This window comes from Pseudomonas spelaei (assembly GCF_009724245.1).
Classification (GTDB): domain Bacteria; phylum Pseudomonadota; class Gammaproteobacteria; order Pseudomonadales; family Pseudomonadaceae; genus Aquipseudomonas; species Aquipseudomonas spelaei.
This window is the reverse complement of the sequence record NZ_WNNK01000005.1, coordinates 220,917-244,168: the sequence shown is the minus strand read 5'-3', so window position 1 is coordinate 244,168 and position 23,252 is coordinate 220,917. Positions and strand designations below refer to the sequence as shown.

17 protein-coding genes are annotated in these 23,252 nt (G+C 60.9%); 13 read left to right on the top strand and 4 right to left on the bottom strand.

The window, feature by feature from the left end:
- Positions 1-86: 86 nt before the first annotated feature.
- The 8 genes from GNF76_RS08340 to GNF76_RS08305 all read left to right on the top strand — a co-directional run bounded on the left by GNF76_RS08340 (position 87) and on the right by GNF76_RS08305 (position 11,880).
- The gene (locus GNF76_RS08340; protein ID WP_155582696.1) at positions 87-2,735 is read left to right on the top strand and encodes a TonB-dependent receptor; all 2,649 of its coding nucleotides are present in this window, start codon (positions 87-89) and stop codon (positions 2,733-2,735) included.
- Positions 2,736-2,838: 103 nt separating this feature from the next.
- The gene (locus GNF76_RS08335) at positions 2,839-4,689 is read left to right on the top strand and encodes an extracellular solute-binding protein (protein WP_155582695.1); all 1,851 of its coding nucleotides are present in this window, start codon (positions 2,839-2,841) and stop codon (positions 4,687-4,689) included.
- The gene (locus tag GNF76_RS08330) at positions 4,676-5,740 is read left to right on the top strand and encodes a microcin C ABC transporter permease YejB (RefSeq protein WP_155582694.1); all 1,065 of its coding nucleotides are present in this window, start codon (positions 4,676-4,678) and stop codon (positions 5,738-5,740) included. The genes GNF76_RS08335 and GNF76_RS08330 overlap by 14 nt, the downstream gene beginning before the upstream one ends.
- On the top strand, positions 5,740-6,762 hold the full coding sequence (locus GNF76_RS08325) for an ABC transporter permease (RefSeq protein ID WP_155582693.1): 1,023 nt from the start codon (positions 5,740-5,742) through the stop codon (positions 6,760-6,762). The genes GNF76_RS08330 and GNF76_RS08325 overlap by 1 nt, the downstream gene beginning before the upstream one ends.
- A gap of 1 nt (position 6,763) precedes the next feature.
- A complete protein-coding gene (locus GNF76_RS08320) occupies positions 6,764-8,329 on the top strand; it encodes an ABC transporter ATP-binding protein (RefSeq protein WP_155582692.1) in 1,566 nt (521 codons plus the stop codon).
- A 231-nt stretch (positions 8,330-8,560) separates the two neighbouring features.
- Complete coding sequence (gene rbsK / locus GNF76_RS08315; protein WP_155582691.1) at positions 8,561-9,481, top strand: ribokinase; 921 nt, start codon at positions 8,561-8,563, stop codon at positions 9,479-9,481.
- A 27-nt stretch (positions 9,482-9,508) separates the two neighbouring features.
- Positions 9,509-10,837, top strand: a complete 1,329-nt coding sequence (gene fucP, locus GNF76_RS08310; protein ID WP_155582690.1) for an L-fucose:H+ symporter permease — start codon at positions 9,509-9,511, stop codon at positions 10,835-10,837.
- Entirely contained in the window at positions 10,834-11,880 is a 1,047-nt protein-coding gene (locus GNF76_RS08305) for an aldose 1-epimerase family protein (RefSeq protein WP_155582689.1), read from the top strand. The genes fucP and GNF76_RS08305 overlap by 4 nt, the downstream gene beginning before the upstream one ends.
- Here GNF76_RS08305 and deoR read toward each other — a convergent pair.
- The gene (gene deoR / locus GNF76_RS08300; protein ID WP_178123232.1) at positions 11,877-12,635 is read right to left on the bottom strand and encodes a DNA-binding transcriptional repressor DeoR; all 759 of its coding nucleotides are present in this window, start codon (positions 12,633-12,635) and stop codon (positions 11,877-11,879) included. The two genes, GNF76_RS08305 and deoR, sit on opposite strands and share 4 nt — an antisense overlap.
- Before the next feature lie 128 nt (positions 12,636-12,763).
- Here deoR and deoC point away from each other — a divergent pair, with 128 nt between their 5' ends.
- The 5 genes from deoC to GNF76_RS08275 all read left to right on the top strand — a co-directional run bounded on the left by deoC (position 12,764) and on the right by GNF76_RS08275 (position 17,039).
- A complete protein-coding gene (gene deoC, locus GNF76_RS08295) occupies positions 12,764-13,447 on the top strand; it encodes a deoxyribose-phosphate aldolase (protein ID WP_155582687.1) in 684 nt (227 codons plus the stop codon).
- Positions 13,448-13,569: 122 nt separating this feature from the next.
- Positions 13,570-14,178 (top strand): paraquat-inducible protein A, encoded by a 609-nt coding sequence (locus GNF76_RS08290; protein ID WP_155582686.1) that lies wholly within the window; start codon positions 13,570-13,572, stop codon positions 14,176-14,178.
- A complete protein-coding gene (locus GNF76_RS08285) occupies positions 14,175-14,789 on the top strand; it encodes a paraquat-inducible protein A (protein ID WP_155582685.1) in 615 nt (204 codons plus the stop codon). The genes GNF76_RS08290 and GNF76_RS08285 overlap by 4 nt, the downstream gene beginning before the upstream one ends.
- Entirely contained in the window at positions 14,782-16,446 is a 1,665-nt protein-coding gene (locus GNF76_RS08280) for a PqiB family protein (protein ID WP_155582684.1), read from the top strand. The genes GNF76_RS08285 and GNF76_RS08280 overlap by 8 nt, the downstream gene beginning before the upstream one ends.
- 5 nt (positions 16,447-16,451) lie before the next feature.
- Positions 16,452-17,039 (top strand): PqiC family protein, encoded by a 588-nt coding sequence (locus GNF76_RS08275; protein WP_155582683.1) that lies wholly within the window; start codon positions 16,452-16,454, stop codon positions 17,037-17,039.
- 141 nt (positions 17,040-17,180) lie between these two features.
- On the opposite strand, the gene GNF76_RS08270 is transcribed toward GNF76_RS08275, so the two are convergent.
- From GNF76_RS08270 to GNF76_RS08260, 3 genes are read right to left on the bottom strand one after another with little or no spacing between them, the layout of a single operon-like run.
- The gene (locus tag GNF76_RS08270; RefSeq protein ID WP_155582682.1) at positions 17,181-20,243 is read right to left on the bottom strand and encodes an efflux RND transporter permease subunit; all 3,063 of its coding nucleotides are present in this window, start codon (positions 20,241-20,243) and stop codon (positions 17,181-17,183) included.
- An 8-nt stretch (positions 20,244-20,251) separates the two neighbouring features.
- Positions 20,252-21,436, bottom strand: coding sequence for an efflux RND transporter periplasmic adaptor subunit (locus tag GNF76_RS08265; protein ID WP_155582681.1), 1,185 nt, complete (start codon positions 21,434-21,436; stop codon positions 20,252-20,254).
- Between the two features lie 29 nt (positions 21,437-21,465).
- The gene (locus GNF76_RS08260; protein ID WP_155582680.1) at positions 21,466-23,022 is read right to left on the bottom strand and encodes an efflux transporter outer membrane subunit; all 1,557 of its coding nucleotides are present in this window, start codon (positions 23,020-23,022) and stop codon (positions 21,466-21,468) included.
- Positions 23,023-23,252: the final 230 nt, after the last annotated feature.

The window sequence follows — 23,252 nt, the reverse complement described above, 5'->3', positions numbered from 1 at the left end:
TAAGCACCCAACGGTCTAATCCCCACCCTATAAAAACCCCACGCCCAACGCACATCCCTGCATAACCACACCGCAGGGATGTCGCGATGACACGATTCAGACCACTTGAAGCACCACTGGGCATGGCTTTGCTGCTGGCCATCAATGCCATGCCCGCGCTGGCCGACGACACCTCAGGCACCGAACCCCAATTACAGCGAGTGGAAGTCACCGGCACCGCCATCCGCCGCGCCGATGCCGAAACGGCTGTACCCGTGACCATCCTGCGTGTCGAGCAACTGCGTGAGCAGGGCGTCACCACCACCGAAGAACTGATCAACCGCATTTCCGCCAACCAATCCTCGGTCGGTTCAGGGCGTTCCGTGGGTTCCAGCAGCGGTGGCGCATCCTTTGCCGACCTGCGGGGGATCGGCGCGAACAAAACCCTGGTGCTACTCAATGGCAGGCGTTTGGGCAACAACGCCGTCAGCAATTCCAACGGCTCCGGGGTGGACCTGAACACCATTCCTTTCGCCGCCATCGACCGGGTAGAAGTGCTGCGTGACGGCGCCTCGGCGCTATACGGCACCGATGCCATCGGCGGGGTGATCAACTTCATCACCAAGAAAAGTGTGACCGGCGGCCAGCTCTCCACCGGTTACGACACGCCCACTCACAGCGGTGGTGGTGACAGCCATAACTTCAGCGGCAGCTATGGTTTTGGCGACCTGGAAGACGACCGCTTCAACGTGTTCGGCGTGGTCAGCTACGACAAACAAACCCGCCTGGCCGCCAAGGATCGCGACTACACCTACAACTACCAGCCCGGGCGTGGCCTGGATTACACCTCGGGGACAGCGGCACCGGCCAACTGGAGCCAGGGTCGCAACGCTACCAACCCTTTAGCCGGTTCCGGCTGCAACTCGCCGGGGTTGTTATCGCGCAACGGCATCTGCCGTCAGAGCCTGTGGAACTACCTGGACCTGGTGCCGGAAACCGAAAAGACCTCGGCCTTTGCCAAAGCCACCGGCAAGCTCGCCGATGATCACTCGGTCAGCCTGGAGTATTTCTGGGCCCGCAATGAAAACCGCACGCAAATCGGCCCGGGCACCTTGATGGGCAATCAGGTCAACCCTGGTACGCCGTTCTATCCTGGCAACGGTATTACGCCGGGGCCCAGCGGTTTTACCCTCGATCCGACACAACCGGTCGACGTGAACTGGCGCGAAACCGACGCCGGCGCCCGCAAGCACGAAGATGACAACGTCAGCCAGCGCCTGTTGCTGAGCTTCGATGGCACTGCCGCCGGCTGGGACTACAACGTCGGTGCCTCGTATAACCAGAACAAAGTGGTGCAAACCATTCTCGACGGCTATGTGAACGACCAGTCCATCAGCCAGGGGATTGCCAACGGCGTGATCAACCCGTTCGGCCCGCAGACCGAAGCGGGCAGGGCGCTACTGGCATCCAGCCGCGTTGACGGCGACTACGCAACCGCTGTGGGCCGGGTCAAGGCCATAGACGGACGCGTCAGCCGGGAAATCGGCGACTGGTTTGGCGCAGGTCCCTCGGCCCTGGCGTTGGGCGGTGAATACCGCAAGGAAGATTTCCACCAGGACTTCGCCCAGTTTGCCGAAACCGTGCAAAGCCTGGGTGTCGACCCGAATGGCGCGGTTCACGGTAATCGCAGCATCTCGGCGCAATACGCCGAGGTCAATGTGCCGGTGCTCGACAGCCTGGAACTGTCCGCCGCCGTACGCCACGACAAATACAGCGATTTTGGCAACACCACCAACCCGAAATACTCGTTCCGCTTCCAGCCGTTCAAGGAGTTGGTAGTACGCGGCGCCTACAGCGAAGGCTTCCGCGCACCGTCACTGTATGAGTTGTACAACCCGACCTACACCAGCTACACCGTGGCCAATTACAACGACCCACGGATGTGCCCCGGTGGTAACCCGGCCAACGGTGGCCTGGCCAACCGTGACTGCGCCCAGCAGTTCCGTCGGCAAACCGGCGGCAATGGCAGCCTGAGCCCGGAAACCGCGCGCAACGTCACCTTCGGCTTCGTCTATCAACCCATCGAGCGCCTGACCGCCGGGCTGGACTTCTGGTGGATCACCATCGCCAACCAGATCGCCGAGTTTCCTGAGTCATCGGTATTTGAAGACCCGGACCAGTACGCCGGCCGCCTGATTCGCAAGGCCGATGGTTCCATTGATCACATCGTCACCGGCCTGGCCAACCTGGGTAAAACCAAGACCAATGGCGTCGACGTGAATTTCGACTATCGCTTTCCGAGTACCGCCTTTGGTGATTTCGGCCTCGGCCTGCAAGGCACCTACGTCAACCAATACAAATATCAGCAGGAGCTCAAGGGCGAATACATCGACAAGCTCGGTGATTTCCGTGGCGGCGAGTTCTCCACGGCAGGCGCCGTGGCGCGCTGGCGCCATAGCCTGACCGGCACCTGGAACTACGGGCCACTGGGCGCAAGCCTGACCAACCGCTACACCAGCGGTTACCACGACTCCGACCGTGACACCCACGACTCCGTCGGTTCCTACAACGTCTGGGACCTGGCCGGCACCTACACCTGGCGCAAGACCCTGGCCTTCACCCTCGGCGTGAAGAACCTGTTTGACCGCGAGCCGCCGTTCAGCAACCAGACCTACACCTTCCAGAGCGGCTACGACCCGAAATACGCCGACCCGTTCGGACGGATTCTCTATACCCGGCTCAGCTACAACTTCTGATTTTAAGAAGCAATGGATCTAAGACCCACCCTATAAAAAATGCCGGCCCGCTGCACATACCTATAAGTGCAGCGGATCGGCGCCTTGCATGAGGATCAACCCGATGCTCCGCCGATTAACCACCCTGGCGCTGTGCTTTTGGTTAAGCCCGGCCGTCTACGCCACGCCGCAATCGGCGCTGACGGTGTACGGCGATGCGCCCAAATACGGGCCCGGCTTTACCCACCTGGACTACGCCAACCCGAATGCACCCAAGGGCGGCAGCCTGAGCCGCTCATCCCTGGAAAGTGGCCAGTACGACCATATTCTCCCGTATATCGACAAGGGCACCGGCGTGGCCGAGATCGATGGCTGGCTGTACTCGCCACTGGCCTATCGCTCGTTTGACGAGCCTTACAGCGTCTACGGCCTGGTGGCCCAGCAGATGGAGCTGGCACCGGACCGCAGTTGGTTGCGCTTCTACCTCAATCCTGCGGCACGTTTTGACGATGGCAGCCCGATCACCGCCGAAGATGTGCGCTACACCTTCGAGCTGTTGACCACCCAAGGCAGCCTGCAATATCGCGTGCAGTTCGCGGACGTGGCCGAGGTGATCGTGGAGTCGCCGACGCAAGTGCGCTTCGTGTTCAAGAACAACGAGAGCCGAACCCTGCCGCTGGACCTGGCGACTTTGCCGGTGCTATCGGAACACTGGTGGCGCAACCGCAACTTCGCCGACGGTGGTGGTTTTGAAGCGCCGCTGGGCAGCGGGCCGTATCGGATCAGCCAGGTGGATGCCGGGCGCAGCGTGCACTTCGAACGGGTCAGGGATTGGTGGGCCAAGGACCTGCCGGTGACACGTGGCCTCTATAACTTCGATCGCCTGAGCGTCGAGTTTTTTGCCGACACCAGTGTCTCCCAGCAAGTGCTCAAGGCCGGCGCCTTTGACTACAACCGCGAGTTCTCCGCCACGGCCTACACCATCGGATACGACGGCCCCGCCTTGAGTGACGGCCGCCTGGTGCGTGAACACCTGGCACCTGGCGCAGCACGCGGGTCACAGGGGTTTGTGTTCAACCTGAAAAAACCGTTGTTCCAGGATCGCCGTGTACGTCAAGCCATTGCCTTGCTGTGGGATTTTGAATGGAGCAACCGGCAGATGATGCGCGGCATGTACCTGCGCCAACGCAGTTTTTTCTCCCACAGTGAACTGTCGGCCACCCAATTGCCGGACGCCGAAGAGCTGAAAATCCTCGAGCCCTGGCGCGGGAAAATTCCCGATGAAGTCTTCACCCAAGTGTTCCAGCCGCCCCATACCGATGGCAGCGGCAATATTCGCGGCCTGCAGTTGCAAGCACTGAAGTTGCTGAAAGAGGCGGGCTGGAAACCCCAGGGCGATCAGTTGGTTAACGCTGAGGGCCAAGCACTGCACTTCACCTTCCTCAATGGCCAGAAAGGCTTCGAACGCTTGCTGCTGCCGTTCAAGCGCAACCTGGCGCAGATTGGTATCGGCTTCGATATTCGCCAGGTGGACACCGCGCAATACGCCAACCGGGTCCGCAGCCGTGACTACGACATGATCGTCAATGCCTACCCGGTCTCTCAGGCGCCAGGGCGCGAGATGTTCAATTATTTTGCCGGCGAAAGTGCCGATGACCCGGGCTCGAACAACTACATGACCCTGCGCGACCCGGCCGTGGATGCCTTGCTCACCGGGCTGATCCAGGCCGACAGTCGCACGACGATGTTGCATTACGCCCATGCGTTGGATCGCGTATTGCAGTGGGGTTACTACTGGATCCCCAACTACTATCCGCCGGGCATTTCCACCGTGTGGTGGAACCGTTTCGGCCGCCCGAAAGTGGCGCCGCTGTATGACGCCGGCCTGGAAACCTGGTGGGAAATCAGCCCCAGCGCCTTGACCCAGAGCCAACTGCAAAAACGCACCGGAGATTATTCCCATGTGGGGTTATAGCTTGCGGCGCTTGCTGCTGATTGTGCCGACGTTGCTGTGCATTCTGCTGGTCAACTTCGTGATTGTGCAGGCCGCCCCCGGTGGCCCGGTGGAGCAGGCCATCGCGCGCTTGCAGGGCATTGGTGTGAGCGGTGCGGTGGGGGGCGGGCATGTCGAGACCGTGGGCGGCGAGTCCCGTGCCACGCGCGGCCTGGACCCGAAACTGCTGGCCGATATCGAGCGCCAGTACGGCTTCGATAAACCACCGGGGGAGCGCCTGTGGCTGATGCTCAAGCAGTATGCGCGGCTGGATTTCGGCTCGAGTTTCTTTCGCGGCGCCAAGGTCACCGACCTGATCCTGCAAAAGTTGCCGGTGACCTTGTCACTTGGCTTATGGGCCACGCTGATCACCTACCTGGTGTCGATTCCCCTGGGGATTCGCAAGGCCGTGCATAACGGCACGGCTTTCGATGTGTGGAGCAACGCGGCGATCATCATTGGCTATGCGCTGCCGGGTTTTCTGTTTGCGTTGTTATTGATCATCACCTTTGGCGGCGGTTCGGCCCTGGACTGGTTTCCCGTGCGCGGGCTGGTCTCGGAAAACTTCGCCCAGCTGTCGCCGTGGGGCAAGGCTGTGGACTACTTCTGGCACTTGGTGTTGCCGGTCAGCGCGCTGGTGATTGGCGGGTTTGCGACCCTGACCCTGCTGACCAAAAACAGCTTCCTCGGTGAGATCTCCCGGCAATACGTGGTAACCGCACGGGCCAAGGGCCTCAGCGAGCACCAGGTGTTGTACGGTCATGTGTTTCGCAACGCGATGCTGCTGGTGGTGGCGGGGTTGCCCCAGGCGCTGGTGACGGTGTTTTTTGGCGGCTCGTTGTTGATCGAGGTGATTTTCTCCCTCGACGGCCTTGGACGCATGAGCTACGAAGCGGCCGTCGCCCGGGATTACCCCGTGGTATTCGGCTCGCTGTTCATCTTCACCCTGTTTGGCCTGCTGATAAAACTGCTGGGGGACCTGTGTTACACCCTGGTGGACCCGCGTATCGATTTCTCCCAGAGGGCTGCCTGATGTTGACCTTGTCTCCCTTGGGCCGTCGCCGCTGGGCGCGTTTCAAGACCCATCGCCGTGGCTGGTGGTCGCTGTGGCTGTTTCTTGGCGTGTTTGCCCTGAGCCTCGGCGGCGAGCTGGTGGCCAATGACAAACCGCTGCTGGTGTCGTATCAGGACCAGTGGTTCTTTCCCGCCTTCAAGCGCTATGTCGAACAGGATTTTGGCGGTGAGCTGCCGTTTCAACCGGATTACCGCAGTGCCCAGGTCAAACAACTGATCGAAGGGCAGGGTGGCTGGATGCTGTTCCCGCCGATAGCCTTCGGTTTCGACACCGCCAACTTTGACCTGACACAACCGGCGCCCAGCCCGCCAAGCGGCGAGAACTGGCTGGGGACTGACGACCAGGCTCGGGACGTGTTGGCGAGGGTGATTTTCGGCACGCGTATTTCGCTGCTGTTCGCCCTCGCATTGACGGCGGTCAGTGCCGTGATTGGCATCGCCGCAGGCGCGCTGCAAGGCTATTACGGCGGTTGGATCGACTTGCTCGGGCAGCGCTTGCTGGAGGTCTGGTCGGGGCTGCCGGTGTTGTACCTGCTGATCATTCTGTCGGGCTTTGTCGAGCCCAATTTCTGGTGGCTGCTGGGCATCATGGCGCTGTTTTCCTGGCTCAGCCTGGTGGACGTGGTGCGCGCCGAGTTCCTGCGCAGCCGTGGCCTGGAGTACGTCAAGGCGGCCCGGGCGTTGGGCGTGGGCGATGCTCAGGTGATGTGGCGGCATATTCTGCCCAATGCCATGAGCGCGACCTTGACCTACCTGCCGTTCATCCTCACCGGGGCGATTGCCACCTTGTCGGCCCTGGATTTCCTGGGCTTTGGCATGCCCGCCGGCAGCGCGTCACTGGGCGAGTTGATCAGCCAGGGGAAAAACAACCTGCAAGCACCCTGGCTGGGACTGACGGCGTTTTGTGTGCTGGCACTGATTCTGTCGTTGCTGGTGTTTATCGGCGAGGCCTGCCGTGATGCGTTCGATCCGAGAACCTGAAATGACCGAGAGCCTGATGGAACTGCGCAACCTGCGGGTGGCGTTCAATGGCAGTGAAGTGGTGCACGGCATCGACCTGGATATTCGTCCCGGCGAGTGCCTGGCATTGGTGGGAGAGTCCGGCTCCGGTAAATCGGTGACGGCTCATAGCATTCTGCAGTTACTTGAGCCCTCTACCAGCCGCATCCAGGGCAGCATTCGCTATGCCGGTGAAGAGCTGCTGGGTGCCTCACCCCAACGTCTGCGGCAACTGCGGGGTAACCGCATTGCGATGATCTTCCAGGAGCCGATGAACTCCCTCAATCCGCTGCACACGGTGGAGCGGCAACTCGGCGAGACCCTGGCCGTGCACAAGGGACTGGCGGGCGATGCGGCGCGGCGACGGATCATCGAGCTGCTGGACCTGGTGGGGATTGCCCAGGGCAAAAACCGCTTGAAGGCCTACCCACACCAACTCTCCGGCGGGCAACGCCAGCGGGTGATGATCGCCATGGCCCTGGCCTGTGAGCCACAGCTGTTGATCGCCGATGAACCCACCACAGCGCTGGATGTGACGGTGCAGCGCAAGATTCTGGTGCTGCTCAAGCGTTTGCAATTGCGCCTGGGCATGGCGTTGCTGATCATCAGCCATGACCTGAATCTGGTGCGCAGCCTCGCCCAGCGGGTAGCCGTGATGCGCGGCGGAGTGATCGTTGAGCAGGCGTCTTGCGAGGCATTGTTCAGTGCGCCGCAACATCCTTACAGCGTCGAGTTGCTTAACGCCGAGCCGGGAGGCTGCGCAGTGCCTGAAGGCGACGGCGAGACACTGCTGGCGGTCAGGGACTTGAGCGTGCGGTTTGCCCTCAAGGGCAGTTGGTTGCGCACGTCGTATCTACAGGCGGTAAACCGTGTCGACTTCAGCCTGCAACGAGGCAAGACCCTGGGCATTGTCGGTGAGTCTGGCTCAGGTAAATCTACCCTTGGCCAGGCGATCCTGCGGTTGGTGGATGCCCGTGGCAGCATCGAGTTTCAGGGGCAAGCGCTGGAACGTTTGAACGGCAAGGCACTGCGGCCGCTACGCAAGCGCATGCAGGTGGTGTTCCAGGACCCGTTCGGCAGCCTCAGCCCGCGCTTGAGTGTGGAGCAGATCATCGCCGAAGGCTTGCTGGTGCACAGCGACTTGAATGCCCGGCAGCGTGAACAGGCCGTGATCGAGGTGCTGGGGGAGGTGGGCCTTGATCCGGCGACCCGGCATCGCTACCCCCACGAGTTTTCCGGTGGGCAGCGGCAACGCATCGCCATCGCCAGGGCGCTCGTGCTCAAGCCGGAACTGATCCTGCTGGATGAGCCCACCTCAGCCCTGGATCGCACCGTGCAGCGACAGATCGTCGATTTGTTGCGACGCTTGCAGGCGCAACACGGCCTGACTTATCTGTTTATCAGCCACGACCTGGCGGTAGTCCGGGCGCTGGCCCATGACTTGATCGTGCTCAAGGATGGCCAGGTGGTGGAGCAGGGGCCCGCAAACACCCTGTTTGAATCCCCACAGCATCCCTATACCCAAGAACTACTGGCCGCCTCGTTCTAAAAATCCCCCCAACCTGTAGCCGCTGCCGAGGCACGAGGCTGCGATGCGGTTCGCAGAACCGCCTTTGGGGGCCGCTGCGCAACCCATCGCAGCCTCGTGCCTCGGCAGCGGCCACACCTTTGATCAGCGCTCGTCAAAAATAGATTGAATAATCACACATAATGTTATTTAAATAACAAAACAACAGCGCCACGACCTGCCCGGTCGTGCTCGCAACAAGGTGGGATAGCAATGAGCAAGATCGCAGTCATCGGCAGCAATATGGTGGATCTGATCACCTACATCGACCGTATGCCGGCCCAGGGTGAAACCCTGGAAGCGCCGGGCTTTGCTCTCGGGTGTGGCGGCAAGGGCGCCAATCAGGCGGTGGCTGCAGCCAAGCTGGGGGGCGATGTGCTGATGCTGAGCAAAGTCGGCGACGATATGTTTGCCGACAACACGCTGGCCAATTTCCAGCGGTTTGGCATCGATACCCGCTATGTACAACGGGTGCCGGGTGTCTCCAGCGGCGTGGCGCCGATCTTCGTCCAGGCCGACTCTCACAACAGCATTCTGATCGTCAAAGGTGCCAACGCCCATTTGTTGCCGGCAGATATTGACGCGGCGGCCGCCGACCTGCGTGATTGCTCGCTGATCGTGCTGCAACTGGAGATCAACCTGGCCACGGTCTACTACGCCATCGAGTTTGGCCGCCAGCACGGCATTCCCGTACTGCTCAATCCGGCGCCGGCGTTGTCGGGCTTGAGTGCCGAGCACTTGGCACAGTTGGATTTCCTGGTGCCCAACGAGTCGGAACTGGCGCTGATTACCGGGCAGAACGTCGACTCTCCAGACTCGGCCCGCACGGCAGCCCGAACCCTGGTGGCCAGCGGTATTCGCCACGTCATCGTCACCCTCGGCCAGGAAGGCGCGCTGTATGTAGGGGAGGAGGGTGAGTTCAAGATCAATGGCCTACAGGTTGCAGCCCGGGATACCACCGGCGCCGGAGATGCCTTCATCGGTTGCTTCATCCAGCACTGGACCCACGACGGCGATATTCGCCGGGCAATGGAGCAGGCCGTGGCCTATTCCGCCTGCTCGGTCACAGCCCTCGGCACCCAGACGTCCTACCCCGATCGCAAGGCCTTCGCGCGCTTCCAGCAACAGCGGTAACACCTTCAATCCAGCCGGAGAACAATAATGAACAAACCTGCGCTGCAACAGACACCCGACGGCTTCTACCTGAATCGCACACCCTGGTTCGCCTTTATCCTGCTCTGCAGTATTTTCGCGTTGTGGGCGGCGGCCGCGAGCATGAACGACGTGCTGATCGCTCACTTCAAAAAGGCCTTCCTGCTCAGCGATTTTCAGACCGCCTTCGTGCAGTCGGCGTTCTACCTGGGCTACTTTTTCGTGGCGATTCCGGCGGCCATGGTGGTGCGGCGGTTCAGCTACAAAAGCACCATCCTGATCGGTTTGTTGCTGTACATGCTGGGTTGCCTGTTGTTCTTCCCGGCGGCATCCACGGCCAAGTACGGCATGTTCCTGCTGGCGCTGTTTGTGATTGCCGCCGGCCTGTCGTTCCTGGAAACCGCCTGCAATACCTACTCGACCTTGATGGGCCCACGGGAAACCGGGACCCGGCGTTTGAACATCTCCCAGACCTTTCACCCGTTTGGCGCCATGGCCGGGGTGTACGTCGGCAGCTTTGTGATGTTCAAGGACACCGACGCCACCACCGATCAACTCAAGCAGATGAGCGTTTCGGATGCAGCGGTCCAGCAACTGCAAATGATCCAGTCCACGCTGTTGCCGTACAAATGGATGATCGCAGTGCTGGTGCTGATGTTCATCCTGATTGCCTTCACCCGTTTCCCGGCCTGCAAAGGCAACCAGAAAGACGATGGCAAGCGCAGCAGCGTGCGCCAGAGTCTTGCACGGCTGTGGCGTAATCCGCGTTTTACCTTTGGCGTGTTGGCGCAGTTTCTCTACGTCGGCGCCCAAGTGGGCGTGTGGAGCTTCACTATTCGCCTGGCGATGCAAATGGGCGGCATGAACGAGCGCAGTGCTTCGTGGTTCCTGCTGACCACCTTTGCCGCGTACTTCGTCGGCAAGATGATTGCCAACCTGTTGATGCGCCGGTTGCATCCGGCCAAGGTCCTGGCGATCTACGGTGTGCTGTGCATTGTGCTGCTGGCCTACACGATCCTGGTGCCGAATATCTCGGCGGTGTATGCGGCGGTGGGCGTGAGCATATTCCTCGGGCCGTGCTGGCCGACCATCTATGGCCTGACGATTGATGGCTTGGGTGAGGACACCGGTGTTGGCGGCTCGCTGCTGGTGATGAGTATTGTCGGCGGCGGGGTGATTCCAATCTTCCAGGGCCTGCTGTCGGATGCCAGCGGCGGCAATATGCAACTGGCCTATAGCGTGCCGTTGCTGTGCTTTATCGTGATAGTGATGTATGCCCTCAAGTGCCTGCGCCAGTCGGACAAACTGCCGGCAGGTGCCGCGGCGGAGGCCTCATGAGTACACGTATCCCGCTGTATCGGGCGCTGTTTGGCGAACAGGAAAAGACCTTGCTGCAGTCGGCGGATTTCAAGGTCAGCGCCTGGGCCTATCCATCCGGCGTCCTGGCCCTGAGCCTGGAAAACAGCCGAGGGCGGCTGGTGGTGTTGCCGTATCAGGGGCAGATGATCTGGTCAGCCGTGTTCGACGGCTGTGATCTGACCATGACCAACCTGTTCGACCAGCCACGGCCGAGCCCCACGGTGATCGGCACGTATGGTTGCTTCATGTTCCACAGTGGCCTGCTGCGCAACGGCTGTCCGGCACCCGCGGATGATCATGCCTTGCATGGCGAGATGCCGTGCGCACCGATGGACACGGCCTGGCTGGAAATCGACGACGGCTGGCTGCGCCTGGGCGGGGAGTATGAATACGCCCAGGGCTTTGGTGATCGCTACCGGGCTCGCCCCAGCGTTACCTTGCGCAGCGGATCGGGGCTGTTTGATATCGCCATGGACGTGACCAACCTGGCCGGCAAGCCCATGGACCTTATGTACATGGCCCACATGAACTATGCCTACGTCGACGGCGGGCGTTTCGTCGAACCGTTAGACATGGAAAGCCTGCGCTTGCGCAGCAGCGTACCGGATCACGTCAAGCCGACACCGGCCTGGAGCGCGTATATGGCGCAATTGGCTGTGTATCCGGAGCAGTTGACGCAACTGGATCAGCCCGCGCTGTATGACCCGGAGATTGTGTTCTTCTTCGATGGCGTGGGCACCGATGCGCTGGGGCAGGCGCATTTTCTACTGGATCATCCCGGCGGCGAAGCGTTCTACACGCGCTATCGGCCTGAGCAGTTCTCACATGCGGCGCGCTGGATCCTGCATAACCCGGATCAGCAAGTGGCGGCGTTTGTGCTGCCATCGACGTGTGAGCCAGAGGGTTACAACGCGGAAAAGGCCAAGGGCAATGTGCGAACCCTGGCGGCCGGCGCCAGCGCTGCGTTCAGCGTGACCACCGGCTATTTGAGCGTCCGGGAGCGGCAAGCCTTGCTGGGTTAAACCAGCAACTGCGCGCCGCTGGTTTCGATGGCATCTTTGTAGGCGCGGGGGATTTTCTTGTCGCTGACCACATACTGGAAGTCCTCCAGCGTGGCGAAGTGAGCGGTGCGCACAGTGTCGAACTTGCTGAAGTCGGCCAGCAGTACCCGCTGCTGGGCTTGGCGCAGAACCTTTTGCTTGACCTGCACTTCGTTGAAGTTAAAACAGGTCACGCCGAATGCCTGGCTGATACCGGCGGCGGAAACAAACGCCCAGGTCAGCCGTACGCTGTCGAGGATGCTGCTGTCGGCGGTGCTTTCGAACACCTGGTTCTGGCGGTGAAAGGTGCCGCCGCACATCACGATGTGGCAATTGGGTTTGTTGTACAGCTTGAGCAACACGTTCAGTGAACTGCACACCGCCGTGAACTCCAGCTCGTCAGGCAGGAAGTCAATGACAAAGGGCGTGGTGGTGCCGCAGTCGAAAAATACCGTGTCACCGGGCTGGATCAGCCGGGCGGCCAGTTTGCCGATGCGGCGTTTTTCCTCGACGTGACGGGTGTCCTGGTCGGCCACGCGGTAGTCACCGGCCTCACTGCCAACCCGAGTGATATAGCCGCCCAACAGCCGCAGATGATCGCTGAAGTGGTTCAGGTCGCGGCGCAGGGTCATCTCGGAAACATCCAGCAGGGCCGCCATTTCCCGCAGGTGAATGGCGTTCTGGTTCTGCAGGGCTTGCTGGATAAGCTTGAGTCGCTCGGCTTTTTTACTGTCCACGGGCATTCCAGGGCTTGATTGTTTGTGTTGTATAAGTAACATTATATGTGAATATTGTAACGCATTTGTGCGGTCACCCGATACGGCGACGCATGACCATTGGCAACATACAGGCAAGGGCACGCTAAATGAAGAATCTTCAACCTGCAGCATTGGCCAGCTACATCGATCACACCTTGTTGGCGCCAGATGCCTCTCGGCAGCAGATTCGCACGTTGTGTGAGGAGGCCCAGGAGCACGGCTTTTATTCGGTGTGCCTGAACTCGGCGCAGGTGCCTTATGCCGCGTCATGCCTGACCGGTGATGCAGTGGTGATTTGCGCGGTAGTCGGCTTCCCATTGGGTGCCGGCTTGAGCGATACCAAGGCCTTTGAAGCCGAGCGTGCGATAGCCGCCGGGGCAGGGGAGATCGACATGGTGCTCAACATTGGCTGGCTGAAAGAGGGTTTGCTGGACCTGGTACGTGACGATATTGCCCGGGTGCATCAAGCGTGTGGTGGTGTGCCCTTGAAGGTGATTCTGGAAACCTGCTTGCTCACCGATGAACAGAAGACCCAGGCCTGTGAAATTTGCCGGGAACTGGGGGTCGCGTTCGTCAAGACGTCTACCGGATTCAGCCGCAGCGGCGCGACGGTTGAAGATGTAGCGTTGATGCGCAAGGTGGTGGGCGCGGGGGTTGGGGTCAAGGCATCGGGAGGAGTACGGGATTATCCGACCGCGGTGGCGATGATCGAGGCGGGTGCTACGCGGCTGGGTAGCAGTTCGGGGGTTGCGATTGTGGCAGGGAATGCTGCGGCTGGCAGTGGGTACTGAACACCAGGCTCTAACACCGGTCAGTGCCCGGCTCGTGTCGTTACCGTCATATCTGGTAGCATACCTGCGACCTATTCGCATGTTACTTGCATACTTCGACACGATCCGCGCAAAAGAGCCTCATGAATAAACCTGACTGGATCATCTGCGAGCACTGCGACTCCGTTTACCAGCCCACACCGCTGGTGCGTGGGCAAAAGGCTTTTTGCCTGCGTTGTGGTGCGGTCCTCGATCGCGGCGGGCAGTTGAGCACCCAACAACTGCTGGCGCTTTCCATCTGCGCCGCGATTGTTTTCTGTTTCGCCAACGCATTCCCGGTGATGTCCATCAGCCTGCAAGGCTTGGGCAATGAGGCCACGTTGTGGCAGTCGGTGGAGGCGCTTGCCCAGGGGCGTATCAGTGTCATCGCCGCCGTGGCCGGCCTGACCATCATCCTCGCGCCCATGTTGCAAATCATCTTGTTGTGTTGGGTACTGAGTTTTGCGGTGGCGGGCGTCGCCGCACCCGGCTTCAAGGCCTGCATGCGCGCGCTGGAACACCTGCGCCCCTGGAGCATGCTGGAGGTCTGTCTGCTGGGCATCCTGGTGGCGATCATCAAGCTGGGGGGGATGCTCGATGTGCATCCTGGCCTCGGCCTGTGGGCACTGGCGATGCTGACGGTGCTGATCATCATCATTTCGGGCAAAGGCATTCGCCGCCTCTGGCATGACCTTGAAGGGGTCATTCCATGAGCCTGCCACCGTATGCCCGCGATCTCCAGCTGACGCTGTGCCATACCTGCGGCCAGGCCTGCACCGAGGGCAGCCACAACTGCCCACGCTGCAATTCAGTGGTGCATTGGCGCAAGCCACAAAGCCTGGCGCGCACCTGGGCGTTTCTGCTGGCCAGCCTGATTTTCTATATCCCCGCCAACCTGCTACCGGTGATGTACACCGACATGTTCGGCAATGGCAGTGAAAACACCATAATGAGCGGGGTGGTCGAGTTTTGGGAGGGCGGCTCCTGGGATATCGCCTTGTTGATTTTCATCGCCAGCATCGCGGTGCCGTGCCTGAAGTTTCTGGTACTGGGGACGCTGCTGATAACGTGCCAGCTGCGCAGCCGATGGGCCATGCGTGAGCGCTCCAAGCTGTACCGCCTGATCGAGGTGATCGGCTACTGGTCGATGCTGGATGTACTGGTGGTAGCACTGATCGCGGCCCTGGTGCAGTTCCGCTCGCTGAGCAGTATCGAGCCGCGCCTGGGTATCCTGTTTTTTGGTTTGGTTGTGGTACTGACGATGTTGGCTGCCATGAGTTTTGATCCCCGGCTTATCTGGGATGCAGAGGTTGAAGATGCCTGATCACCCACGTTCCACTCCTACACCTTCGAGCCCCGAGGTCCGGAGCCGACGGTTCAACGTTTCGCTGGTCTGGCTGGTGCCGATCGTGGCGGCCCTGATCGGCCTGTCGATGGTGGTGCACAAGGCCATGTCGGTGGGGCCGCAGATCGTCGTCACTTTTCTCACTGCCGAAGGGCTTGAGGCCAACAAGACGCAGGTCAAGTACAAGAACGTGGTGATCGGCAAGGTCACCTCGATTGCCTTGAGCGGCGACCGTGCCCACATCGATGCGACTATCGAGCTGGACCAGTCAGCCGCGGCGTTCACTAAGCGCGACACGCGTTTCTGGGTGGTGCGCCCGCGCATCGGCGCCGGCGGCGTGTCGGGGGTCGATACGCTGTTGTCAGGCGCTTTCATCGGCGCCGACCCGGGCGAGGCAAAGGACACCGAACACAACTTCGTTGGCCTGGAGAACCCTCCGGCCATTACCTATGGGCAGAAGGGCAAGCGTTTTACCCTGCACACCGCTGACCTGGGCTCGCTGGACATCGGCTCCGCGGTCTACTACCGACGCATTCAGGTCGGGCAGGTGGTGTCCTATCAGTTAGCCAGCGGCGGCAAGGGCGTGGACGTCGACATCTTCGTCAATGCCCCTAACGATCAGTATGTGCGCAAGGACAGCCGGTTCTGGAACGCCAGTGGTGTGGACGTCAGCCTTGGCGCCAACGGCCTGAAGGTGAACACTCAGTCGATGGCCTCTATCCTGGCCGGCGGCGTTGCCTTTATCGAGCCCAACTACAGCGTCGACAAGTCCCTGGCCGATGAGCGTGCTGAGTTCACCCTGTTCGATGACGTGGAAACCGCCTTGGCGCGCCCGGACGGCGATGGGCGCTATGTGCAGATGCGTTTCGACCAGTCCCTGCGCGGTCTTACCGTGAACTCGGCAGTCGAGTTCCTGGGCGTCAACGTGGGCCGTGTGGTCTCGGTGGACCTGGATTACGACGCCAAGGCTGAGACCTTTCCCACGATAATCGGGGCCGTCATCTATCCCAACCGCCTGGGTAAGGCATACGACAAATTGGCCCTGATGGGGGATGACGATGAGGTCAAAGGCGCGCACTTGATGGATCAGATGGTCAAGCACGGCCTGCGGGCCCAGGCCCGCAGTGCGAACCTGCTCACGGGGCAGTTGTACATTTCCATGAACTTTGTGCCCAACGCCAAGCCGGTCGCCTTTGACCTGACTGCACGGCCAATGCTCATCCCCACCGTGCCCGGCAGCCTGGACAAGGCGCAGGAGCAATTGCAGGCGTTTGTCGACAAGCTCAGCAAGATTCCGATCGACCAGATTGCCGACAACCTCAACGGTAGCCTCGGCCAGTTGAACAAGACCCTGGCGAACGTCAACGGGCAAGTGCTGCCAGAGATGCGTGACACCCTGGTGCAGACGCGCAAGACCCTGGCCACGGCCAACGACAGTTTTGCCGAAGACTCGCCACAGCGTCAGCAGTTGGGCCAGGCCATGGATGAAGTGCAACGCACAGCGCGCTCGGTGCGCGTGCTCACCGACTTCCTCGGACGCCACCCGGAAGCCTTGATTCGTGGCCGTCTCAAGGACGGCAAACCGGACGCCTATCAGCCGACGTCTTCAACCTCCCGTGAAATTGATCAGGAATGACCGCCATGACCCTTCGTTCCCTGGCCCTGCTGGCCACCCTGGGCCTGGCGGCCTGCAGCTCGGCACCGACCCATTACTACACCCTGGTGCCCACGGCGCCTGTACAGCGACAAGCCGTGACGGCGCCGGCCTTCCAGTTCGAGATGCTGGGCGTGCGCATGCCGGTCCAGGTCGACCAGCCACAGATGGTGGTACGCCAGAGCGCCGGTGGGCTGATGATCCTGGAGACCGAACGCTGGGGCGCCCCCCTTGCCGACGAGTTCCACGATGCCTTGGCCGGGCAACTGGAGTTGAAACTGGGGACGCGTAATTTGGCGGGGCTGCCCAAGGCTGCCGACAAGCCTGTGGTGTCGTTGCAGACGGACGTGCGTCGCTTTGATTCGTTGCCGGGGCAGTACGCCTTGATCGATGTGGTGTGGAGTTTGAGCCAGCGCAGCGAAGGTCAGAAACGCCGCAGCCTGACCTGCGCCAGCGTGATTCAGGAGCCAGCCGGCGTGAGCATGGATGCCCTGGTGCTGGCGCATCAGAAAGCCATTGGCCAACTGGCTGGCCAGATCGCCCGGGCGGCCAATAGCTGGGCTTGCCCAAACTAACGCTTTTGGGCGTTTGGTTGTCTGTAGCCGCTGCCGAGGTACGAGGCTGCGATGGGGTTGGGCGGCATTCCGACGTAGCGGCCCCCGGCGGCGGTCCTGCGGCCCGCATCGCAGCCTCGTACCTCGGCAGCGGCTACAGAGTTACCTTGCAGGCTGCTCGTCAAGCTCTGGCTGTTCCTGCTCCTTGTGGTGAGTCTCGCCAATAAACATGTACATGGCCGGTACCATGAACAGCGTCAGCAAGGTGCCGATCGACAGGCCGGCGAAGATCACCAGGCCCATGTCATGACGCCCCGCGGCACCGGCACCGCTAGCCCAAACCAGGGGCACCACGCCCAACACCATGGCCGCCGTCGTCATCAGGATCGGGCGCAGACGCACCGCAGCGGCTTCCTCAATCGCTTCACGTTTGCTGTGACCGGCACGCTGCAGTTCATTGGCGAACTGGACGATCAAAATCCCGTGCTTGGTGATCAGCCCGAGCAGCGTCACCAGACCCACTTGCGTGTACACGTTGATGGACGCGAACCCCATGGTGATGAAGGCCAGTGCGCCAAAGAGCGCGGGGGGCACCGAGAACAGGATGACCACCGGGTCTCGGAAACTCTCGAACTGGAAGGCAAGGGCCAGGTAGACGATCAGGATCGAGAACAGCAGCAAGCCGACGAACCCACCTGATTCCTGCATAAACTGACGCGACTCTCCCGAGAAGTCAGAGGTGTATCCCGACGGGGCAACGTTATTCAGAATCGTCTCCAGTTTCGTCAGCAGCTCGCCCTGGGACACGCCGCTGACACCTGACAGCGTGGCCGAGTTGAGCTGTTGGAAGTGGTTGATCGATTCCGGCTGGGTGGAGGTCTCGATGTGCGCCACCGTGCGTGCGGGAATCATCGCGCCTGAGGGGGTGCGAATGTAGTAGTCGAGGACTTGTTCCGGGTTGAGGCGGTCAACCTGCAGCACCTGGGGAATCACTTTGTAGGAACGCCCGGCCGTCGAGAAGTAGTTCACGTAGTTACCACCCAGCGCCGCTGACAGTGCCGCGCCGACATCCGCCTGGGTCATGCCCAGCGCTGCGATTTTCTCCCGGTCAACCACCAACTTGGCTTGCGGTTTGTCGAGTTTCAGATCCATGTCGGAGAACCAGAACAGCTGTTGCTTTTGCGCTTCGGCCATTACGGCTTGGGCCACATCATTCAAGTTGTCGATTGAATCGGTGGTGGTAATCACAAACTGCACCGGCAGGCCTTGCGCACCCGGCAGCGACGGCAGTGGAAAGGCCGCAATCGTCGCGCCGGGCACTTGGTTCCATTGCTGCTGGAGCTGCTTGATCAGGTCAGCTTGCGATCGGCTCCGATCCCCCCACGACTTGAGCAACACCCCGCCCAGGCCTTGATTGAGTGCCGGCAGCCCCGTCAATTGGAACATCTGTGCGTACTCAGGCTCTTTTTTAGCGATCTGGAAGGCCTGGTCGGCGATCCTTTCCATTTGCTGGGGCGAGGCGGTCGGAGGGCCTTTGATCTGCATGAACACCAGACCCTGGTCCTCGGTCGGCGACAGTTCGCTTTTGGCGGTCATGCCGCTGGCGGCCACCAGTAGGAACAGGATAAAGCCAAAGGTCACCAGCACCGGCCAGACGTTCAAGCCTGCGGACAACACCCGATGGTAACGACCACGCAACCAGTCGAAATACTGATCGAGCCGACGGGCAAAGCGGCCTTCCTCCTGACCTGACTTGAACAGCTTCGACGTCATCATCGGCGAAAGGGTCAACGCCACGACGGCCGATACGGTCACCGCACCGGCCAACGAGAAACAGAACTCCTTGAACAGCGCGCCTGTGAGGCCGCTGCGCAGGCCGATAGGCACGTACGCGGCAATCAGCACCACGGTCATCGCGATAATCGGGCCGCCCAACTCTCGCGCCGCAACCAACGCGGCCTCCAGTACGCCTTTACCTTCTTCCTTGATATGCCGGTCAACGTTCTCGACCACGATAATCGCGTCGTCGACCACCAGCCCAATCGCCAGCACCAGCGCGAGCAAGGTCAGCAAATTGATGGAGTAACCCAGCAAATACATGATGAAGAACGTCCCGACCAGCGACAGCGGGATCGCCACCAAGGGCACAATCACTGCGCGGAACGAGCCGAGGAACAGGTAGATGACCACCGAGACAATCACCATGGCTTCTACCAGGGTCTTCACCACCTCGTAAATCGAGGTGTTGATGAACTCGGTGGAGTCGTAGACGATCTCGCCGCGCACCCCCGCCGGCAGTTGGGACTGCAGCTCGGGGAAGGCTTTGCGTACGTTATCGGCGACGGTCAGGATATTCGCATTGGGCGCAGCCTTGATGCCGATGAACACCGAGCGCTTGCCGGAAAACGCCACACTGCTGTCGTAGCTTTCCGCGCCCAGAGTGACTGTCGCCACGTCCTCCAGGTACACCAGTGCGTCGCCTTTCTGCTTGATCACCAGCCGCTTGAACTCATCCACCGTGTGCAAGTCGGTGCCGGCGGTCAAATCCACCGTGACCATTTGCCCTCGGGTCGAGCCGACTGCCGACAGGTAGTTGTTGTTGGCCAGCGCCGTGGAAACGTCCTGCGCCGAGACGTTATGCGCCGCCAGCTTGTCCGGATCCAGCCAGGCACGCAACGCGAACTGGCGCCCGCCGAGAATCTCGGCGGTTTGCACACCCTGGATCGAATCCAGCTTGGGCTTGACCACCCGCACCAGGTAGTCGGTGATGTTGTTGGTGGGCAGTGTGTCGCTGTAGAAACCCAGGTACATGGCGTCCGTGGTTTGCCCGACCGCTACGGTGAGGACCGGCTCCTGGGTTTGGGCCGGCAACTGGTTCTTGACCGAGTTGACTTGCGTATTGATCTCGGTCAGCGCTTTGCTGGCGTCGTAGTTGAGCCGCAATGTCGCGGTAATGGTCGACACGCTGGTAATGCTTGAAGACGACAGGTAATCGATACCTTGCGCCTGAGCGATGGCCGATTCCAGCGGCTGAGTGATAAAGCCGGCAACCGTGGACGCGTCTGCACCGTAGTAGGTGGTGGTGATGGTGACGACCGTATTTTCAGTACGTGGCCACTGGTTGACCGGCAATTCGAAAATCGAGCGCAGCCCCAGAATCAAGATGAACAGCGAGACGACGATGGCCCAGACCGGTCGCTGGATGAAGGTATCGGTAAGTTTCATGAGACACCTTAGTGTTCTTGAGGAGTCGGGGCGGCGTCGTTCAAGGGGGCGGCATGGTTATCAATCTTCACCGGCGAACCGTTCTTGAGCTTCATCTGCCCACTGGTGATCACCTGGTCGCCTTCTTTCACGCCGGACAGGATCGCAACCTGATCACCCCGGGTCGGCCCGGTCTTGATGAATGTTTGCGCCGCCGTCAGCACGTCTTCACCTTTGTCGTTCTTCGTCGTCGCGGCAATGAATACGGTGGTCCCGTAGGGGTTGTAGGTGACCGATGTCTGTGGAACGGTGAGGTAGCGCTGCGTCGCGCCAGACTGCACCACGGCGCGGGCAAACATGCCCGGCACCAGGCTTTGCTTGGGGTTCTCGACGGTGGCTTCTACCGTGACGTTACGTGTGGTCGAATCGAACTGGGTATCGACGGTAGTGATCTTGCCGGCGAAGGTCTGATTGGACAGGCCGTCCGCCGTCACCGAGACCGCCTGGCCGATGCTGATCGACTCTAGTTGGGCCTGGGGCACGGTGAAGTCGATGTAGATCGGATCGAAGGTTTGCAGCGTGGCGATTTTGTCACCGGGGTTGAGGTATTGGCCGGGGTTGACGCTGGTAATCCCGATGCGCCCGGCAAACGGTGCGCGAATGGCTTTTTTCTCCACCAGCGCCCGCTGTTGCTCGGCGGCCGCGAGTTTGGCTTTCAGGTCGGCGCTGTCCGTATCCACTTGCGCTTGGGACACGGCGTTCACCGCCAGTTGGGCCTTGTCGCGCTTGAGGACGATAACCGCCAGATCGGCCGTGGCCTCAAGTGAATGCAGTTGGGCGATGTCCGAGTCGGCATTCAACTGGACGAGGAGGGCCTGGGCCGGCACCTGCTGCCCGGGCTTAAAGCCCAGGGTACGCACGATGCCGCCTACCTCCGTGGTGACGTCGACCCCACGCACCGCTTTCATCGACCCTACGGCGGAAACACTGGGCTGCCAGTCGGAGAACTGCGCGGGCATGGCCGTGACCACGGCCGCGGGCAGCGGGACTTTGGCTTGTGCGATCAGCGCCGAGATCTGGGTGAACTTGACCCCGACGATGATCGCGACGATCACCAGCACCACCACCATCATGAGCAGCATTGGCCGCCACAGGCGACGCTTGGGGGCCGTCGGCTGTGGGGGCAGGGGAGAGTCGGTGTTGACGTCAGCCATGGGTGTTCTCACTGTTGAAAGGGTTCAATTCAGTTGAGTTGCGACGTATCGGCAGCGGCATCCGTTCTGTGGGCCGGCATGACCTCGCGCCAGGAAGGCAGGCCGAAACGGTCAGGCTTGCCCGCCGTGGCAGGATCGACATCGGTGCGGTTCCACCAGCCGCCGCCCAGCGCCTGGAAGAGCGCCGCGGTGTCACTGTAACGGGCGGCCTGTGCCTGGACGCGTGTGACCACGGTGTTTTGATAGGTCTGTTGGGCTGTCAGCAAATTGATGTACGCCACGGCACCGAGCCGGAACTGTGCCTGTACCAGGGCCAGGCTCGCTTGAGCAGAACGTTCGGCGGCCACCTGCTGATTGAGCGCGTCGGCATCGGACTCCAGCGCCCGCAGCGCGTTGGCCACATCCTGGAAGGCAGCCACTACGGTGCTGCGGTAACGGGCTGCCGACTCGTCATAAGCCGCTACGGCGGCGCGCTTGCGGTGTTCCAGCGCCCCGGCGTCAAAGATGGGTTGGGTGATCGAGCCCGCAAGGCTCCAGACCCCGCTGCCGGATGAAAACAGCTTGGTCCCGCTTGCCACCGTGGAGCCCAGGGAGCCGGTGATGCTGAACTGCGGCAACTGATTGGCGATGGCTACCCCAATGTTGGCACTGGCCTGATGCAGCTGCGCTTGTGCGGAACGCACATCGGGGCGCTGACCTACGATTGCCGAGGGCAGGCTGACCGGCAGTTCTTCCGGTAGATGCAGGGAAGCCAGAACGAAACGTTCGCCCTGGTCCTGATTGGGAAACCGACCGAGGTAGGCCATCAACTGGTTACGGGTCTGTGCCAGCTGTTTTTGCAGGGGCGGCAAGGTGGCGCGCGTTTGTGCCAGCGCTGTCTCTTGAGTGAGTACATTGGTGTCGCCAATGGCCCCCAGTCGCCGTTGGGCTTGTAGAACGTCAAGTTGGTCGCTCTGCAGGCGAATGATTTCCTCGGTGGCCGCTATTTGATCGCGCACCGACGCCAGGCTCACGGCGGTATTGACCACATTGGAGGTCAGCGTGAGGTACGTGGCCTCCAGCTGGAAGCGCTCGTACTCGGCCTGTGCCGTGGATGACTCGATCTGGCGGCGGGTGCCGCCGAACACGTCCGGGGCATAGGAAACGCTCAGTGAGGCTGAGTTCACGGTCAGAATCGGTGACGACGGAGTGCCCGTACTGACCCCCGATACCTTCTCTCGGGTTTTCGACGCCGAGCCGCTCACCGAGGGAAACAGCGAGGCCTGGTCGGCATACACCAGTTCGTTGGCCTGGCGCAGCGCCGCTTGGGCCGCGCTCACATCCGGGTTGGCCCGCAGCGCCTCCTCGACCAGGGCATTGAGTGCCGGTGAGCGGAACAGCGTCCACCATTGCCCGGGAATATCCATCCCGGCAACCAGACGCTGTGCCGTACCGCCGGCGGCCACATCCGCCGAGGCGGTAATGGGCAGTTTTTCCTGTGAGTAGTCGGCGCCGGCAGGAACATCGGGGCGGGTAAAGTTCGGCCCAACAGTACACCCCGCGAGTACAGCAAGACACAGTAGGCTGACCGGAACATGCTCTTTCATATTTACTCTAATTAATCAGTTAGTTAACTTCTTTGTTGAGTAGTGAAAGCAGGGGGCATTGGCCGGTCCTCCATAAAGAGAGGAAGTGGCAGCTGGGGTCAGGCCGGATGGATGCATGGATTGAACGTTAATTCATGAGTGGGTTAATCGCCAATAGAGGAAATGTTGCCCAACCGACCTTTTGCAGGGCTTAGCACTATTTTGCCCTCCCTCAACGTGCTGAAGGCGTT

Coding starts and splice junctions, on each gene's coding strand:
- GNF76_RS08335 (WP_155582695.1), top strand. CDS start 2,839: ATGCTCCGCCGATTAACCACCCTGGCGCTGTGCTTTTGGTTAAGCCCG.
- GNF76_RS08275 (WP_155582683.1), top strand. CDS start 16,452: ATGACCCTTCGTTCCCTGGCCCTGCTGGCCACCCTGGGCCTGGCGGCC.
- GNF76_RS08290 (WP_155582686.1), top strand. CDS start 13,570: ATGAATAAACCTGACTGGATCATCTGCGAGCACTGCGACTCCGTTTAC.
- GNF76_RS08330 (WP_155582694.1), top strand. CDS start 4,676: ATGTGGGGTTATAGCTTGCGGCGCTTGCTGCTGATTGTGCCGACGTTG.
- fucP (WP_155582690.1), top strand. CDS start 9,509: ATGAACAAACCTGCGCTGCAACAGACACCCGACGGCTTCTACCTGAAT.
- deoC (WP_155582687.1), top strand. CDS start 12,764: ATGAAGAATCTTCAACCTGCAGCATTGGCCAGCTACATCGATCACACC.
- GNF76_RS08340 (WP_155582696.1), top strand. CDS start 87: ATGACACGATTCAGACCACTTGAAGCACCACTGGGCATGGCTTTGCTG.
- GNF76_RS08270 (WP_155582682.1), bottom strand. CDS start 20,243: ATGAAACTTACCGATACCTTCATCCAGCGACCGGTCTGGGCCATCGTC.
- GNF76_RS08265 (WP_155582681.1), bottom strand. CDS start 21,436: ATGGCTGACGTCAACACCGACTCTCCCCTGCCCCCACAGCCGACGGCC.
- GNF76_RS08285 (WP_155582685.1), top strand. CDS start 14,175: ATGAGCCTGCCACCGTATGCCCGCGATCTCCAGCTGACGCTGTGCCAT.
- GNF76_RS08305 (WP_155582689.1), top strand. CDS start 10,834: ATGAGTACACGTATCCCGCTGTATCGGGCGCTGTTTGGCGAACAGGAA.
- GNF76_RS08280 (WP_155582684.1), top strand. CDS start 14,782: ATGCCTGATCACCCACGTTCCACTCCTACACCTTCGAGCCCCGAGGTC.
- GNF76_RS08325 (WP_155582693.1), top strand. CDS start 5,740: ATGTTGACCTTGTCTCCCTTGGGCCGTCGCCGCTGGGCGCGTTTCAAG.
- GNF76_RS08260 (WP_155582680.1), bottom strand. CDS start 23,022: ATGAAAGAGCATGTTCCGGTCAGCCTACTGTGTCTTGCTGTACTCGCG.
- GNF76_RS08320 (WP_155582692.1), top strand. CDS start 6,764: ATGACCGAGAGCCTGATGGAACTGCGCAACCTGCGGGTGGCGTTCAAT.
- rbsK (WP_155582691.1), top strand. CDS start 8,561: ATGAGCAAGATCGCAGTCATCGGCAGCAATATGGTGGATCTGATCACC.